At 37.7% G+C, this 17347-nt stretch carries 14 protein-coding genes; 12 read left to right on the top strand and 2 right to left on the bottom strand.

Going from position 1 to position 17347, the window contains the following annotated elements; translation table 11 throughout:
* Nucleotides 1-197: 197 nt before the first annotated feature.
* The 3 genes from H514_RS0114235 (at nt 198) to yhbH (ending at nt 2589) form a co-directional block, all read left to right on the top strand.
* Nucleotides 198-497: a hypothetical protein gene (locus H514_RS0114235; protein WP_027447565.1), complete on the top strand. Its 300-nt coding sequence runs from the start codon at nt 198-200 to the stop codon at nt 495-497.
* Between the two features lie 27 nt (nt 498-524).
* Nucleotides 525-1262 (top strand): membrane protein insertase YidC, encoded by a 738-nt coding sequence (gene yidC / locus H514_RS0114230; protein ID WP_027447564.1) that lies wholly within the window; start codon nt 525-527, stop codon nt 1260-1262.
* Nucleotides 1263-1431: 169 nt separating this feature from the next.
* Nucleotides 1432-2589 (top strand): sporulation protein YhbH, encoded by a 1158-nt coding sequence (gene yhbH, locus H514_RS0114225; RefSeq protein WP_027447563.1) that lies wholly within the window; start codon nt 1432-1434, stop codon nt 2587-2589.
* A gap of 48 nt (nt 2590-2637) precedes the next feature.
* Here yhbH and H514_RS0114220 read toward each other — a convergent pair whose 3' ends face one another.
* On the bottom strand, nt 2638-3582 hold the full coding sequence (locus tag H514_RS0114220; RefSeq protein ID WP_027447562.1) for an L-lactate dehydrogenase: 945 nt from the start codon (nt 3580-3582) through the stop codon (nt 2638-2640).
* Between the two features lie 231 nt (nt 3583-3813).
* Here H514_RS0114220 and H514_RS0114215 point away from each other — a divergent pair, with 231 nt between their 5' ends.
* From H514_RS0114215 to opp4C, 8 genes are all read left to right on the top strand, one after another.
* Nucleotides 3814-5331, top strand: a complete 1518-nt coding sequence (locus tag H514_RS0114215; protein ID WP_051255155.1) for a spore germination protein — start codon at nt 3814-3816, stop codon at nt 5329-5331.
* Entirely contained in the window at nt 5312-6418 is a 1107-nt protein-coding gene (locus H514_RS0114210) for a GerAB/ArcD/ProY family transporter (RefSeq protein ID WP_027447560.1), read from the top strand. Before H514_RS0114215 ends, H514_RS0114210 begins: the two co-directional genes overlap by 20 nt.
* Nucleotides 6415-7533, top strand: a complete 1119-nt coding sequence (locus H514_RS0114205) for a Ger(x)C family spore germination protein (RefSeq protein ID WP_027447559.1) — start codon at nt 6415-6417, stop codon at nt 7531-7533. The genes H514_RS0114210 and H514_RS0114205 overlap by 4 nt, the downstream gene beginning before the upstream one ends.
* A gap of 297 nt (nt 7534-7830) precedes the next feature.
* Nucleotides 7831-8856 (top strand): ABC transporter ATP-binding protein, encoded by a 1026-nt coding sequence (locus H514_RS0114200; protein ID WP_027447558.1) that lies wholly within the window; start codon nt 7831-7833, stop codon nt 8854-8856.
* The gene (locus H514_RS0114195; RefSeq protein WP_027447557.1) at nt 8853-9854 is read left to right on the top strand and encodes an ABC transporter ATP-binding protein; all 1002 of its coding nucleotides are present in this window, start codon (nt 8853-8855) and stop codon (nt 9852-9854) included. Before H514_RS0114200 ends, H514_RS0114195 begins: the two co-directional genes overlap by 4 nt.
* A gap of 38 nt (nt 9855-9892) precedes the next feature.
* Nucleotides 9893-11671: an oligopeptide ABC transporter substrate-binding protein gene (opp4A, locus tag H514_RS0114190; protein WP_027447556.1), complete on the top strand. Its 1779-nt coding sequence runs from the start codon at nt 9893-9895 to the stop codon at nt 11669-11671.
* Nucleotides 11672-11706: 35 nt separating this feature from the next.
* Nucleotides 11707-12672: an oligopeptide ABC transporter permease gene (opp4B, locus tag H514_RS0114185; protein ID WP_027447555.1), complete on the top strand. Its 966-nt coding sequence runs from the start codon at nt 11707-11709 to the stop codon at nt 12670-12672.
* 11 nt (nt 12673-12683) lie between these two features.
* Nucleotides 12684-13601: an oligopeptide ABC transporter permease gene (gene opp4C / locus H514_RS0114180; RefSeq protein ID WP_027447554.1), complete on the top strand. Its 918-nt coding sequence runs from the start codon at nt 12684-12686 to the stop codon at nt 13599-13601.
* Nucleotides 13602-13963: 362 nt separating this feature from the next.
* Here opp4C and H514_RS0114175 read toward each other — a convergent pair whose 3' ends face one another.
* Nucleotides 13964-15706 carry an SgrR family transcriptional regulator gene (locus tag H514_RS0114175; protein ID WP_027447553.1) on the bottom strand — a complete coding sequence of 581 codons (1743 nt, stop codon included), beginning with the start codon at nt 15704-15706 and terminating at the stop codon, nt 13964-13966.
* A 104-nt stretch (nt 15707-15810) separates the two neighbouring features.
* Between H514_RS0114175 and H514_RS0114170 the strand changes: the two genes are divergently transcribed.
* Nucleotides 15811-17082, top strand: a complete 1272-nt coding sequence (locus H514_RS0114170; RefSeq protein ID WP_027447552.1) for an MDR family MFS transporter — start codon at nt 15811-15813, stop codon at nt 17080-17082.
* Nucleotides 17083-17347: the final 265 nt, after the last annotated feature.

Raw genomic sequence — 17347 nt, 5'->3', positions numbered from 1 at the left:
ACAACAGGCTTGCCGTTTCACTGACCGCAACAAACTACTCAACAGCAACGGACTCCTCTCAATTTCAAGTCTTCAACAATCCTGCCATTTAATTGAATACGAATAAACTCCAAATATCTAAAACAAAAATGAAACCAAACAAGCACTCAATCGTATAATATGTTACACTAGCCCAAAATCTCATAAGGAGATAAACGATGAACGCATTAATGGAATATTTATTTGAACTAGATCTGCTCAATGATCCATTCTTATACTCATTTTATATAAGCCTATTTTTCTCATATGCACTCAGCCAAGTTTGGAGTGCTTTTATACAAGATGCTTCTTCCCTTTGCAACAATGAGTGGAAAGTGGAGCAAGCTTACATTCAACAGAAAGAATCGCTTCAGCCATTAGAACAAGTACTAAATGATATTCGAGTGTGGATCTACAAAACTATACGAAGGCAGGAATCATCACCTGATGATGACCAATTCTCTGTATTTATCTCATAAAAGATAAAATACAGAGGAGGAAAATCATTGAAACGTATCGGAATTTTATTGACTGCCTTATTTTTAACGGGGTGTTCAGCCCAACCTGGACAGGGAGATGGATTTTTTAACGACTATTTTGTAAAGCCTTTTGCTGAAGCTATTCAAGGTGTAGCTGGTATTGTGGGAGACAATTATGGTGTGGCAATCATTGTCATTACAATAGCGATGCGCCTAGTCTTAATGCCATTCATGCTGAATATGTACAAAAAACAACAGGTCATGAAGCAAAAAATGGCTAAGATAAAACCAGAAATGGATGATGTACAAAACAGAATGAAAGAATCGAAAACACAGGAAGAAAAACAGGAAATTCAAAAGGAAATGATGGCTCTTTATCAGAAACATGGGGTAAACCCACTTAATATGGGATGTTTACCATTAATCCTTCAAATGCCTGTCGTAATGGGCTTTTATTATGCGATTAGAGGTTCTCAAGAGATAGCTAGTCATTCATTCTTATGGTTTCCGCTTGGTGAAATGGATATTTCAATGGCCCTCATTGCAGCTGTGATCTACTATGTTCAATATCGAGTGTCCATGAATAACATGCCTATTGAACAACAAGGACAGATGAAGATCATGGGACTTTTATCGCCAGGGATCATCCTATTTATTTCTCTATCAGCTCCAGCAGCTTTACCACTTTACTGGGCTGTTAGTGGCTTGTTTCTTATTTTACAAACATGGATAGGGCAAAAATTATATAAACCTATAGAAGAATAGATACAAAAAGGCAGCTTTTCACGAAAGCTGTCTTTTTTTAAATGAAAAATTTAAAATGCCTTCATGACAGTCCTGAAATGGATAAATTCCGCATAAGTTTTCTGAATTTTTAATCAAAATGACAATCTCTGCATACAATAAATTAAATACAAATGAAGGAGGGGTAAGGATGAGTGAGAAAAACTTTGTTGTTTCTGAAGAGAACTGGTCCCTCCATAGAAAAGGGTACGATGATCAACAGCGCCACCAAGAAAAAGTTCAAGATGCGCTTCAAAATCAATTGCCGGACCTGATTTCTGAAGAAAATATCGTTATGTCTAATGGAAAAGATGTTGTGAAGATTCCGATCCGATCCTTGGATGAATATAAGATTCGTTACAATCATGATAAGAACAAACATGTAGGCCAAGGCGAGGGGGAAAGTCAAGTTGGCGATGTTATAGCCCGTGATGGTTCGAAGCAAAAGGCTCAAGGAAAAGGTGAAAAAGCCGGGGACCAGCCAGGTGAAGATTTTTATGAAGCGGAAGTATCGATTGCTGAGTTGGAAGAAGCTTTATTTAAAGAGTTAGAACTCCCGAACTTGCAAGAAAAAGAGAAAGATAACATTGTTACGACAGACATTGATTTTAATGATATCCGTAAAAATGGCTTACAAGGAAACATTGATAAAAAACGCACAATGCTTGCTGCCTACAAACGAAATGCCATGGGTGGAGAGGCCACATTTAACCCTATATATCCAGAAGATATTCGTTATAAAACATGGAACGAGGTTGTGAAGCCAGAATCTAAAGCTGTCGTGTTAGCGATGATGGATACCTCGGGATCAATGGGCGTATGGGAAAAGTATATGTCTCGAAGCTTCTTCTTTTGGATGACTCGTTTCCTTCGAACAAAATATGAAACGGTAGATATTGAATTTATCGCCCATCATACAGAAGCTAAAGTCGTTTCAGAAGATAATTTCTTCTCAAAAGGTGAGAGCGGAGGAACGATTTGTTCTTCAGCCTATAAAAAAGCCTTAGAACTAATCGACACAAAATACCATCCAGAGAGTTATAATATTTACCCATTCCACTTTTCCGATGGTGATAATTTAACCTCAGATAATAAACGTTGCTTAAAGCTTGTGGATGAATTAATGGATTTATCAAGCATGTTTGGTTACGGCGAAGTAAACCAGTATAATAGGCACTCGACTCTCATGTCAGCCTATAAAAAGATTGAAGATCCTCGTTTCAGACACTTTGTTTTACGACGCAAGGCTGATGTATTCTATGCGATGAAACACTTTTTCCAACAGGAAGAGGAAAAGTCATTTGCTTAATAAAATCCGAAGAGAAGGCCGGCAGTTATGTCGGCCTTTATTATATGGTTAAAAGGTTTGGTTAATGACCTGTTTAAGAGTTGCAGCTGAGTGCTCAAACTGTTTTTGTTCTGTTTTATTTAAAGGTAGTTCAATTAACTTTCGAATACCCTCTCGGTTAATAATAGCTGGTACACCAATATATAAGTCTTCTTGACCGTATTCACCTTCTAGTAGCCCAGAGATCGTGAGCACACTATTTTCATTCCGTAAAATCGCTTTTGTAATTCGAACTAGCCCCATCGCTATACCGTAATAGGTAGCTCCTTTTTGCTGAATGATATGATAAGCAGCATCACGTACATTGACGAAAATGTCTTCTAGTTTTTCCTGGGTTTCTTTTTCGGTCATATCTACAATCTCACTAAGGTTACTTGCCCCAATGGTAGTATGACTCCAAACCGGAAATTCTGTATCACCATGCTCTCCCATAATGTAGGCATGGATATTACGAGGATCGATATCAAATTCTTCCCCGACTAAATAACGTAATCGTGATGTGTCTAAAATGGTACCTGAACCAATAACGCGCTCTTTAGGTAATCCAGAGAATTTCCAAGTTGCATAGGATAAGATATCAACTGGGTTGGTTGCTACAAGAAAGATCCCATCAAATCCACTTTCCATGACAGAGTTTACAATGCTTTCGAAGATCTTTACATTTTTTTCGACTAGGTCTAAACGTGTTTCTCCAGGTTGTTGGTTAGCACCTGCTGTAATGACAACAATATCTGCATCCCGGCAGTCTTCATAATCTCCTGCATAGATTTTCATAGGAGAGGCAAAAGCCAATCCGTGCTTAAGATCTATAGCGTCACCTTCAGCTTTTTCTTTATTGACATCAATCATAACGAGTTCTTCCGTTACACCTTGATTTAACAATGCAAAAGCATAGCTAGAACCTACAAATCCTGTTCCGATAAGTGCCACTTTATTCGTGCTTTTTTTATTCATATCCAATCAACCTTTCTATCATATAAATCTGTTTGTGAATAATTTCACAATAAATATAACATACATAAAAAACTTTAACATTATTTTTATGTGAAATAATTCACATAAAACAGCCATAATTCATAAGTTTGACACATTCCTAAGAAATAAAGTAGTCCAAGTGACTAAATGCATGTTTTCTATACTCTTAACAAACAATATGGTGAAAGAACCTATTTTTGGAGATGGACTATGCGTATATATAATCGTAAATCAAAAAAATGGTCAAAAAAAGTTGTGACAGAAGAACACAAGACTTCTCAAAAAAGCCATTCATCACTCCAGCAAAATCTAGATTATTTAACCCTAGAGTTGAAGCATACGGATGACTTAAAAGTGAACCATTTTAATCAAGGGAAATCAGTATTAATATATTTAGAATCTTTAGTGGATCAAACAAAGATACAGGATAAGATTTATACACCGGAATTGTTAAATCAAAGTCACCAAATCAGCCAACTAGACAATACTAGAAAAACTAAAGATATGAATGATGTCATATTTGCTCTGTTAAGTGGTTGTGCTATCTATTGCCATGACGGTTCTGAAGAGATGACTATATTTACAGTTACCTCTTCACATAATCGAGACTTAAGGGAGCCTGATACAGAGAAGATTTTAAGGGGTGCTCATGAAGGTTTTATAGAAAGCGTAATGGTTAACATCAATTTAATCCGTAAGCGAATCCAACACAGAGATTTGACTGTTAAATATTTTAGAACGGGTAATAACACGAATACCAATCTTGCGGTGATATATATGGATGGCATTGCAAGCCAAGAAGCAGTTAAAGAAATTGAAAGAAGAATTAAAGATATATCAAAAGATACCATTATTAGTCCGGGGTATATAGAAGAAATGATAGAAGATAATCCCTTATCCCCTTTTCCCCAGATGTTAAACACGGAGAGGCCTGATCGGGCTACTGCTAACATTATGGAGGGGAGAGTAGCTATTTTATCCGAAGGAAGCTCGACGTGTTTAATATTGCCTGTAACGTTTTTTTCTTTTTATCAATCACCTGATGATTATAATAGTCGTTGGATAGCTGGGACATTTTTGCGTATGATTCGTCTAATGAGTTTTCTCATAGCTATTGGTTTACCTGCTTTTTACATTGCGGTTGTAGGTTTTCATTTTGAAGTGATACCAGATAAATTGGTTATTCCTGTGAAAAGCGCTATTAATAATATTGCGTATCCGCCGATTGTAGAGGCGCTAGTGATGGTAGTTATTATTGAATTGATACGTGAAGCAGGGATCAGGCTTCCAAGCCCAGTAGGGCAAACCATTGGTATCGTAGGGGGGTTAGTAATTGGTGATGCAGTAGTAAAAGCAGGGTTGGTTTCAAATTTAATGGTTATAGTTGTAGCATTAACGGCAATTGCTTCATTTGTTGTACCTTCTATTGAGATGAGTACAACTCTCAGATTATTAACATTTCCACTGATCTTAACGGCTTCTACATTGGGGTTTGTAGGAATTGTATTCGGGATGTTAGTTCTGCTTATCCATTTAATTCGATTACATTCCTTACAAACACCTTATTTTGCCCCGCTAGCACCATTGAATATAAAGGATATTAAAGATACCTTTATCAGACTACCATTATTTTTAATGGGAACAAGGCCTAAAGGAGCACAGCCACAAAGAAAATCTACAGGAGGACCATCAAGGGAGTGGAAGAAGGATGAACATACCCGAGAATAAAAAAATTACGAATCGACAGTTGTTTTTTCTTATCGTCCAGACTCAGGTTGGTGTTGGTGTTCTCTCACTTCCCTACTCCCTTCATAAGGCTGCAAAGCAAGATGGATGGATCTCTTTACTTTTTGCTGGAGTAATTATTCAACTTGTCTTTTTTTTATTTTGGTTCTTAGCGAAACGCTTTCCTCAAGAACACTTATTTGAATACCTTCCGAAAATTTTAGGGAAGTATTTGGGGAAGATTTTTATTGGAGGATACTATATTTACTTTATATCAGTAGGTATTTTAGTCCTCATGATTTTTTCAAGGATGGTTGATATTTGGATACTTCCATTAACTCCTAAATGGGTGCTAATGTTCATTATGATTATGGTTTGTTTGTATTTAGTAGTGGACCAACTTAAAGTAATTGCGAGGCTATACGTATTTGTCTCACTATTATTGCTCGTCTTAGTAGTATTGTTAATTTATGCTTCTCAGGATAGTCAATGGCTTTACCTTTTTCCAATGGGAGAATCAGGATTACCCAAAATCATTCAAGGTTCTTTTAAAGCTATGACCTCGATGCTCGGTTTCTTGATCATCCTTATTGCATTTCCTTTTACAAAAGGAAGTGCCTCAAAAAAGCTTTTGACGATTTCATTGGATAATATGTTTGTTGTGACATTTTACTTGTTTACGGTTATTGTATCATTTACTTTTTTTAGTACAACTGAGATGGCTTTAGTTCCAGAACCATTACTCTACTTATTGAAAGCTTTCGAACTCCCGATTATTACGCGTATCGACATGTTATTCCTCTCCATTTGGGTCGTTTCTGTTGCAACAACGTTCTCCTCTTACCTTTATATGTCAAGTGTTGGGATGGCTAATATGTTTAATTCAAATAACCATCGTCCATTTGTGTTTATCACAAGTTTGATTATATTTGGTACCACTTTTTTTATTAAAAGAGATGAGGGATTTCTAGAAGGATTAAATAAAGTCGTCTCACAGTCAGGTATAGTGTTTGGGTTAGTAATTCCAACAGTTCTGCTTTTATTGGCTGTAGTTTTTAAAAGGAAATCCATAGGAAGTGAACAAAAATGAAAAAGGTAATAAAATGGATGATGATTTGTTTCATGTTATTTTCTTTAACAGGATGTTGGGACCAAAGACAATTCAAGAATATTAAGCTTGTATTGGCAGCGGGATTTGATCAGGTAGACGAAGACAAGATTAAATCAACAGTGATCATCCCAACTGTAGAAAAAGGAATGGAAGGACCAGGGGATGAGTATATTCAAACTGTGACAACTGAAAGCAACACACTTCGTGAAGGTAGGACCCAAATTGACCAAAAGATATCAAAAATTTTTGATGCATCAAAAATTAGAGTGGTTCTTCTTGGAGAAGAATTAGCTAAGAAAGATATTCTTCCATTATTGGATGTGTTTTATAGAGACCCTAAAAGTAACCTTAATGCAATGCTAGCAGTGGTGGAAGGGGAAGCTGAAGAAATTATAAACCTTCGATTAGAGCATGAGCCTCGGATAAGTGGTTATATAAGTGGCTTGCTGCAAGGGCAAGTACAATTAACACAATCCCCTAGGGAAAATATCCAACTAATTTGTGCAGAAATGATGGAGCCAGGACAGGACTTTGGACTCCCTTTAATTTCTTTAAATGAGGAAGAGGGTTTAATAAATTATAAAGGCATTGGATTGTTTCATGGACAAAAGTACACGGGGGTATATCTAGATCCAAAGGAATCTCTCTTGCTTTTATTATTAGATGGAGAGAAAGGAAAGATGGCAAGACTAAGTGCTAAGGTCAATTCAGGCGAAGAACCGGCTGTTAAAAATTATGTATCATTTGATATAGGAGATATAAAACAAAAAATTGAGATTAAAAAGAAAGAACAAATAGAAGTAAGTGTGAAACTGAAGCTGAAAGTAGGAATTACGGAATATCCACATGATCATATAACACCACCATCATTAAAGGAATTGGAGAAAAAACTATCTAAAATCCTTACTGCCGATGCAAAAGACGTTGTGAAGAAAATTCAAGAAGCTAATAGTGACATTTTTGGAATTGGGCGTCGTCTGCAAGCCTATCATAATAAAGAGTGGAAACAATTAAATTGGGAAGAAGATTACCCTGAGATTAGCATCAAACCTGATGTGAAAGTGAATATTGAAGAACATGGCATAATCAATTAATAAAAAAGATAGATAACACCTACCGCCTAAATACGGTAGGTGTTATTTTTTTAAAGAAAATGACTACATAATACAATTGATCTTCTAGTAAATCTACTAATGAAATTTTTCAAAAAGATATCAATTATTACGATTAGGTTACATATATTTTAAAAAAAGAGGCTTTTTTACAAAAAACTGTTAAGAAAGGATTGACTTAGTTCAAAAAAATGGTTTAACATAATAAAAAATATATAATTTTTAGAAAATTACCAAGATTACTAAGATTAACAATAATAAATGATTCAGAGGTGTTCTATGAGTAAATCAGAGCAATCCAAGGCAAAAGCACCTTTGCTAGAGGTAAAGGGATTAGAGACATCTTTTAGTATCGAAGGCAAAGATTATAACGCCGTTGATGGAGTATCTTTTACTGTAGATCGTGGGAAAGTCGTCGGCATTGTTGGAGAGTCAGGCTGTGGAAAGAGTGTAATGTCTTTATCAGTCATGCAGCTTCTACCAAAAGGAATAGGAAAGATCCGGAATGGTGAGGTTCTTTTTGATGGGGAAGAGATTCAATCATTTAATGAAAAGCAAATGAATCAGATTCGTGGCAAAGATATGGCGATGATCTTCCAAGAGCCTATGACATCATTAAATCCAGTATTTACGATTGGATACCAGATTGAAGAAGTACTCCACAATCACTTTAAACTAAGCAAGAAAGAAGCAAGAAATAAGTCAGTTCAACTTTTATCAGCTGTCGGTATACCTAGAGCCGCTAAAATTGTAGATGAGTATCCACACCAACTATCGGGTGGTATGAGACAGCGTGTCATGATTGCTATGGCCATAGCTTGTCAGCCTAAGTTATTAATCGCTGACGAACCAACTACAGCTTTAGATGTAACCGTTCAAGCTCAAATTCTTGAACTATTAAAAGATATCCAAACGAAGAATGACATGGGTATTGTACTCATTACGCATGATTTAGGTGTTGTAGCTGAGTCGTGTGATGAAGTCATTGTTATGTATGCGGGGAAAATCGTTGAAAAAACAGATGTCGAGAGTCTGTTCACTAAGCCAAAGCACCCGTACACGAAGTTGATGATGGGTTCAATTCCTAGATTAGAAGAAGATACCGAGAAACTTGAAACGATTAAAGGAATTGTGCCTTCATTAACAAAAATGCCTCAAGTAGGATGTCGTTTTGCTAACCGTTGCCCGAAGGCAATGCCAGAATGTACGGAAATTACACCGCAATTAGAAGAAAATGAACAGGGACATGAAGTTGCTTGTTTACTTTATGAAACAAGCCACCCTAAAGAAGGGGTGTTAGGATGAGTATAACCGAAAATAAGAGTACTAAAACTCAAAATTTATTAGAAGTGAAAGACTTAAAAATGCACTTTCCTGTTAAAGGTGGATTCTTTAGAAGAACCATTGGAAATGTAAAAGCTGTAGACGGTGTTACCTTTGATATTAAAAAAGGAGAAACACTAGGCCTGGTAGGGGAATCAGGCTGTGGGAAGTCTACCACAGGACGTTCCATTCTACGTTTGTTAAACCCATCAGCAGGGTCTGTCATTTTTGATGATCAAGACATCACAAATGTAAATGGAAAAAAACTTAGAGATATTCGAAAAGATATCCAAATGGTGTTTCAGGATCCATATGCTTCACTAAACCCAATGCAAATGGTAGGTAACATCGTAAGCGAGCCAATTAAAAACTATTACAAAAATAAAAAAGAAGAAGAAATGAAAGAAGAAGTGATGGAGCTTTTAAATAAAGTTGGTTTACCTGAGGATGCCTACTATAAATACGCGCATGAATTTTCTGGGGGGCAACGACAACGGATCGGAATTGCGCGAGCATTAGCTTTAAGGCCAAAACTTATCATCGCTGATGAACCTGTTTCTGCATTAGATGTATCTGTACAGTCTCAGGTTTTAAATCTATTAAATGAATTGCAAGATGAATTCGATTTAACCTATTTATTTATTGCTCACGACCTTAGTGTTGTTAAACACATGAGTGATCGAATTGGAGTTATGTACTTAGGTAATGTCGTGGAGGTAGCGGATAAGCATTCAATTTATAAAGACCCATTACATCCGTACACACAAGCACTAATCTCAGCAGTTCCAGATGCTTCGAACTTCGGCCAAAAACGAGAGCGTATTGTTCTCCAAGGTGATGTACCAAGTCCAGAGAATCCACCTTCAGGATGTCCTTTCCATACAAGGTGTCCTAAGGCGATGGATAAATGCTCAAGCATTAAACCTCAATTAAAGGAGGTGAAACCGGGTCAGCACGTCGCATGTATTCTTTACGATTAATCATTATTTTTTAAAAATGAACAGGGGGAAAATCATTCATGAAGAACAAGAGTTTTTTATGGCTAATGGCCATGGTCCTAATGTTGTCTTTGTTTCTAGCAGCTTGTAATTCAGAACAAACTGAAGGTGAGACTCCGGGTGATGGTGAAAAGACATCAGACAATGGTGGTTCAGATTCAGATGATTCAAGTGATTCAGGTAGTGACGGGTCAGATGACCAAGCAAGTGATGAACCAACACAAGGCGGTACTTTAACTTATGCAATTGATTCAGAGCCAGAAGGAATCTTGAACATGGCGTTTTATGGTACAGCAACAGACGCTGAAATCATGGGATTCATGGTTGATGGTCTATACACATTTGACGAAAACCTTAAAGCTGAGCCAAACTTAGCTACTTGGGAAACTGAAGATAACAAGACGTTCACATTCAAATTTGAAGAGGGCGTAAAGTGGCATAATGGTGATGAGCTAATTGTAGATGACTGGATCTTTGCTCTTGAAACGCTAGCGCATCCAGACTATGAAGGCCCACGTTATGCAAACGTTAAAACAATTGAGGGAGCTGCTGCATTCCATGAAGGTGAAGCAGACTCTATCTCAGGTATTGAGAAAATTAGTGATTATGAAGTAAAGGTTACATTTGACAAGGCCCGTGTTAATAACCTTGTAAATGTATGGAGCTATCCAATGAACAAAAAGCGTTGGGAAGGCGTTCCTGTAAAAGATATGTTAGGACACGAATTTACTCGTACCAAGCCTATCGGTACTGGACCTTTCAAAATGGGTAAAGTTGTACCTGGTGAGAGCTATGAATTTATCGCAAACGAAGATTATTGGAAAGGTGCTCCAAACCTAGACAAAATCATCGTAAAAGTTATTGATAACAAAACCGTTGTAGGTGCTCTACAAAATGGTGATGTTGACATGGTACCTGTTCACCCTACATTAGGTAAACAGGTTGAAAAGATGGAAAATGTTGATCTTGTAACGTATCCTGGTCTTTCTTACTACTATGTTGGATTTAAGCTAGGTGTATTTGATAACGAACAGAAAAAAGTTGTTGAAGAGAAAGAAAAGTATGCAAACCTAAAACTTCGTCAAGCTATGTATCACGCGATCAACCGTGAGGAATGGATTGAAGCATTCTTCCAAGGTTATGGTTCTAAAGTTAACGGTCCAGTTCCATCTGCACACTGGATTTCTGCTGACGAAAGTGAACTGAAGGATTATCCGTATGATCCTGAAAAAGCGAAAAACCTTCTTGATGAAGCTGGCTATGTAGATACAAATGGTGATGGTTTCCGCGAAGATCCAAATGGTGATGAGTTCGTAGTTAAATTCTCTCACTATGCATCTTCTAACCCAACATTTGAATCTCGTGCAAAAGCTCTAACACAGTATTGGAACCAAGTAGGTCTGCAAACAGAGTTACAAATGATCGAAGCTTCTCTTTATTATGACAAGATCGAAAAAGACAGTGACGACATCGAAGTATTCTACGGTGGTTGGAGTACTGGTGCTGACCCAGACCCATCTGCACTATGGAAATCTGATATGTTGTGGAACTTCCCTCGTTGGGTAAATGAAGAAAGCGATAAGCTTCTAGAAGATGCGATTGACATTGAAGTTGTTGGTACTGATTCTGCTAAGCGTAAAAAGCTTTACTCTGAATGGCAACAAATTGTAAACCAAGAGCTACCGATGCTATTTATCACTGAGCTACAAGAAACTCAAGGTGTGAATAAGCGCGTAGGTGGCGTTGAGTATGACGTTTCTGGAAGTAACAACCCGAACGAATGGTTTATTAAGCAATAACACTTAGATCTGCAAACAGATAAGGGGAATGTTTCATGTTAAAGTACGCACTTCGAAGAATATTAGGCATGATTCCGATGTTACTCCTTATTTCCATTGTTGCGTTTTTCCTGGCATTAGCTATGCCAGGAGATTCCTTCAGTGGGGAAATCGACCCGAATAATACTGATCCTGAGTATATCGAGGAAATGCGTGAGAAACTCGGTTACAATGATCCAATTCATGAACAGTATTTCCGGTGGGTTTCTAATTTTGTACAAGGGGACTTCGGGAAATCAACAAAATATCAGATCCCTGTAAAAGACCTTATTCTACAACGATTACCTAATACAGTGATGTTAGGTGTTATGGCGATGTTTTTCACCTACATATTTGCCTTTTCAATGGGGATATATGCGGGAAGACATCCGCACACGAAGATGGACCATTTCATAGGTGGGTTTAACTATTTCCTATTGGCCATTCCTTCATACATTGCAGGTGTGTTCGCCATTTATTTTTTCTCATTTCAGTTGGGTTGGGTTCCTTTCAGTGGATCGGTAGATATAGCAGTAGAGTCTGGAACATTAGATTACTGGTTAAGTCGCTTTTATCATGCATTAATGCCTTCCTTAATCTTAGGGGCTTTAGGTACAGCGACATATACTCAATTCTTACGTAATGACATTATTGATAATAGTCAAAAGGACTATGTACGCACAGCGCGTGCGAAAGGAACTGCAGATTCAAAAATCTATAACAGTCACATCTTAAGAAATTCTATTATCCCGATTGTGACATTTTTAGGTTTTGACATTGTTCAAATTGTTAACGGTGCTTTGATTACAGAGGCGATATTTACGTACCCGGGGCTTGGACAACTTTTCTTAACATCGGTAAATGCTCAAGACTATCCTACTTTGATGACATTGTTTGTAATGTTCTCATTCTTGGTTTTGCTAGGGAACTTAATAGCCGATCTATTGTATGGAATTGTTGATCCAAGAATACGAGTTGATTAGGAGGAGTGGCTATGGAAGTCGTTCATAATAAAGATACACAAACCCAGTCACCGACAACTAAGCCATCCAAGAGCTTATCCCCTTGGGCAATGGCCCGTCGTAAATTTATGAGAAACAAGCTGGCGATGATTAGTTTAGTATATTTGATTATCTTATCAATCTTATCTTTCCTTGCACCATTTATAACGACAGCTGATGTAACGCTAGTCAACATCGGACAGATGTCTCTAGCTCCATCCGCTGAACATTGGTTTGGGACGGATACAAGTGGACGGGATGTCTTTACAAGATTGCTGTATGGTGGTCGTGTTTCATTATTTGTTGGACTCTCATGTACAACCATTATATTGTTTATTGGAACTCTAGTTGGTTCCATTGCAGGGTACTTTGGTGGTACAGTAGATAATCTACTTATGCGTTTTACTGATTTCATGCTAAACTTCCCTTTTCTAGTATTCGTAATTGTACTGAATGCTATCTTGTTTGGAATCGTTTCGGGCTTATGGGTATTAATTGGTGTCTTAAGTATTCTTGGTTGGGGCGGTGTTGCCCGTCTGGTAAGAAGTAAGATTTTAGCTGAGAAGGAAAACGAGTATATCCTGGCAGCTATTTCTATTGGATGTAAACCATCTAAGGTTATAATGAAACACCTTCTACCAAACGTGTTAACAACCGTAATTGTGCAGGCTACTATTTTATTCGCTGGAATGATTGTAGCTGAATCTGGACTGAGCTACTTAGGGTTTGGTGTACCGCAAGAAGTACCAAGTTGGGGGAACATGTTATCAGCTTCCCAGCAACCAAATGTCCTACAAAACATGCCATGGGTATGGGTGCCACCAGCTCTCATTCTCATCATGACAATATTGTCTATTAACTTTATTGGAGAGGGAATTAAGGAAGCCTTAAACCCTAAATCATTCCGATAAAAAGATATAAAAAAGCAGTGGATTCCATGTCCACTGCTTTTTCTATGTATAAAAAGTAAAGAAAGTATAAGTTGTAGCTCATAGTTGTCTAGCTTCAGCACCCAGCGACGATGGGAGTTCCCTCACCTTCGTTCGATAAGTTAACATCGATTCGCAAGCTCACCGTGTTTCCTATATACATTTGATGACATGAAATTTTAGCGAAGGAGTATTTCGACGTAGTTAAAATTTCTAGGTTAAAGTACCACGGCAACTAAGCTTCTGTCTGCGCCTGTCGGCTTGCCAATCTGCAAGTTTGGTTAATCTTACTACGGGATCAGTCCACTCCCATCGTTGCTAAACGGGCGCTTGTGCTTTTCTTTTTAAGGAATCCACAACTTTTGAAAGTCTACATAACCAAAGGATTGAAAGCGAATATCCCGAATCATGGGATCAAACGCTCGTTTTTTTAGTGGATGATATTGAAAAATGACTAAATGATGATCGCGTAAGTATGCCTCTATGTCTTCCATGATTGAAACTTGTGCTAATGTGGTTGTCTGATGTTTGAAGTCCTCTAGCTTCTTGTCAATGAAATTAAGATGTTCATCTGATAACAGTTTTCGAAATTTAAGAGCTTTGTTATAGAATGCTCCTAAAAAAGAAAGGTAAATATCGGTCGAAGCAACTTCTCCCATGAAGGATAAGTCTGCATGTTGATGAACATTTTCCTGGTAAAGGGAGTCTAATGAAAACGTGTGTAAGTTAAAGTGAATCCCGTATTGTTTTGCTTCATTTATGAACCACTGAGCCTCTTCTATTGCCTGAGGAAAGTTTAGTGAATAGAGCTGTAATTCTTCTCCTTTATATGGGGAGTTTTGAAGAAGTTGATGAATTTTGTTTGGTTCTTTTGCAACTGCGTTTGATCTCCAAGGGTGAAAACTACTGGCGATCTGCCCTTTTAACTTTTCTTCGCGATCTAAGTCTTCCCACATTTTATTTATATCAAGAACATGATAAATCGCCTCTCTTAACAAAGGATCATGAACTAGTGGAGAGGGAGGTGTTCGAAAGTTAAAAATTAAGAACCTGAACCCGACTTCAATTTCTTCATATTTGTCTTGTTCTTTATTAGTAGACCCCTCCCCAATTTGAAAACTCATAGCTTTAGCAGCCCCCATAGGAACTCTCCAGAATTCTATTCGATCTAGCAAGGGGCGCTCTAAAAAATAATAATCAAAAGCTTCGAGCACGATCTTCTGTTCATCTATATCGATTAGCTTAAAGGGACCCGTTCCAATCCATTTCGACTCATCAAAGGCTGTATCGCTTGGTAGAATAGCTAAGTTAACAGAACTTACATACCTTATAAAAAAAGGGTTAGAATCGTGTAATGTAATGACCACTTTAAATGGTGTCGGGCATTTTATGGATTGTATATCTTGGACCATCCAACTCATGGGGGAGTTGCATTCCAAGAGTCGGTTAAATGTATAGTACACATCCTCACTACTCAATATTTTATGATGATGAAAACGAATTCCTTTTCGAAGGTAAAAGGTCCATTGTCGATGATCGCTATCTACATGCCAATGATGGGCGATATGAGGAACGATTTCATCTAAATCCTCGTCATATTTAACAAGTGTATCACTAAGTTGGTCTATGAGATGATTCTCAAGCGTGACAGAAGAATATATCGGATCTAACGTAGATAGTTTTCTTGCAATTCCTGTACGAAGAGTGTCTTTGTTTCCTTGTGAGGATTGAAGGCCAAAGAGCTCTTGCACTTGTTCTGAAACGTTAGCAATCCATGTTTTGGGAATGGGGAGTTGAAAGAGTTTGACGATGTGGTCGAGTTGATCTTTTTGAACACATTGATGAACAAAGTGTTCTACTTCATCTTGAAAATGCTCATGAAAATGAAGGCTAGAAGGGTTGCCACGACCTTGTCCTGGTGCATAACTAATGCGACCTTCTTCTTCAAGTTGTTTGATTTTACGCTTGACGTTTTTTCTGGTGCAAAACCATACATGTTCAAGTTCGCTTAATGTAAAAGTAGCATATTTATTATGTTCTTTTGGATACAGGTGCGCTCTTAATTGGAAATACGCTATGTCTTTCAAAAACAGAACCTCCTCTTAAAAGGGGACATATTTTATCAGATTATACCCTTTTTATCCCCTTTTCTACAAGAGAGAATGATTATATAAGAAAGAGGAGGTCAATTATGTTTAAAACATTGCACCCTAATATACGTATTAGAATTTATACATCATTTTTAGGCCGTGTTATAGGCTCTATGATTTTTCCTTTCATGGCGATCTATTTCACCAACAAGATTAATGCTACAGTAGCGGGGGTTTTGCTACTCATTCATGTAGTTGTTCAGTTTATATCAGGTTTATATGGAGGATATTTAGCTGATTTGTTAGGAAGAAAGCGCATGATGGTAACAGGTGAGTGGATTAGAGTCATTGGAGTAGTTGGATTAATTCTAGTGAATTCCCCATGGTTTGTATCCCCTTGGATTACGTTTTTAATGATGCTGATCATAGGGATATCCTCTGGCTTAGTGAATCCAGCTGCTGAAGCCATGTTAATTGATGTAAGTACGAAAGAAACGAGAGCGTTTATGTATTCTATAAACTACTGGGCAGTCAATATGTCCATGATGATTGGAATGATTGTTGGAGGTTGGCTTTATAAGGATTACTTCTTTGAGTTATTACTATCTTTATTAGTCATGTCCTTTGTTGTCTTATGGATGACGGTTGCACTCATTCACGAGACGTATGTGGTTCAAAAAACTACAAAAAAAGAATATGGATTTTCACCATTAATGAAAAGTTATCAAACGGTTATTAAAGATTTTCCTTTTGTGTTATTTACCTTGGGTGGCATTATGATTTTGGCATTAGAGTTCCAACGAAATAATTTTATAGCAGTTCGTTTAGAGGATGAAATTACTTCAAGAGTGTGGAGCTTTTGGGGTGGCATGAACTTGAATATTGATGGGGTAAAGCTGTTAAGTTTACTTACAGTGGAGAATACACTGATTATTGTGCTGTTTACGGCTGTAGCATCAAAGTGGATTAAGGGAAGAGCAGAGCAATCCATTATGTACATGGGCTTTATCCTATTCGGATCAGGTTATGCAATCATGGCTTTTTCGAACAGCATACCTACTTTGTTTTTAGCTATTGTGGTTTTATCTATAGGTGAACTCCTATATGTCCCAACAAGACAATCGATTCTGGCAGACATTGTCGATGACTCTAAAAGAGGAGCATACATGGCGTTTAATGGATTTGTGTTTCAAGTCGGTAAGATGTTAGGAGCCCTTGGTATCATTGTTGGAGAAGTGATTGGTGGGATAGGGATGGGAGTTGCATATATGGTCCTTGTTTTGATGGGGATTATGTTTTCTCGTATAGGGATTCTAAAGTACTCTAATCAAAAAGAAAGTTCCCTTTTCTTAGAAACTGCTAAAGCAAAATAAATAGGGGCAGTAATTCAAATTATGGATCTATTATCATTACTTCACTCCCCCCCCTTATGTGGATGACTTAGTTTCGAGATAAAGTAGGTATGGTTCCGTTGCTTTAGTAGAGTGCGGCGGGCTGGGAAACGGGCTGCTTTCCCCGGACGAACGATCGAGCCTCCTCATACGCTACGCTTCTTGCGGGGTCTCGCTCGCCCGTTTTTCCGGAGGAGTCAGCCCGTTTCCCAGCCCACCTTAGCCGAATGGTGACTAACGGAACCGC

It is taken from the genome of Pontibacillus marinus BH030004 = DSM 16465 (genome assembly GCF_000425225.1).
GTDB classification, from domain to species: Bacteria; Bacillota; Bacilli; order Bacillales; family BH030062; genus Pontibacillus; species Pontibacillus marinus.
Note: the sequence above shows the minus strand (reverse complement) of the source record. Positions and strands in the feature narration are given on the sequence as shown.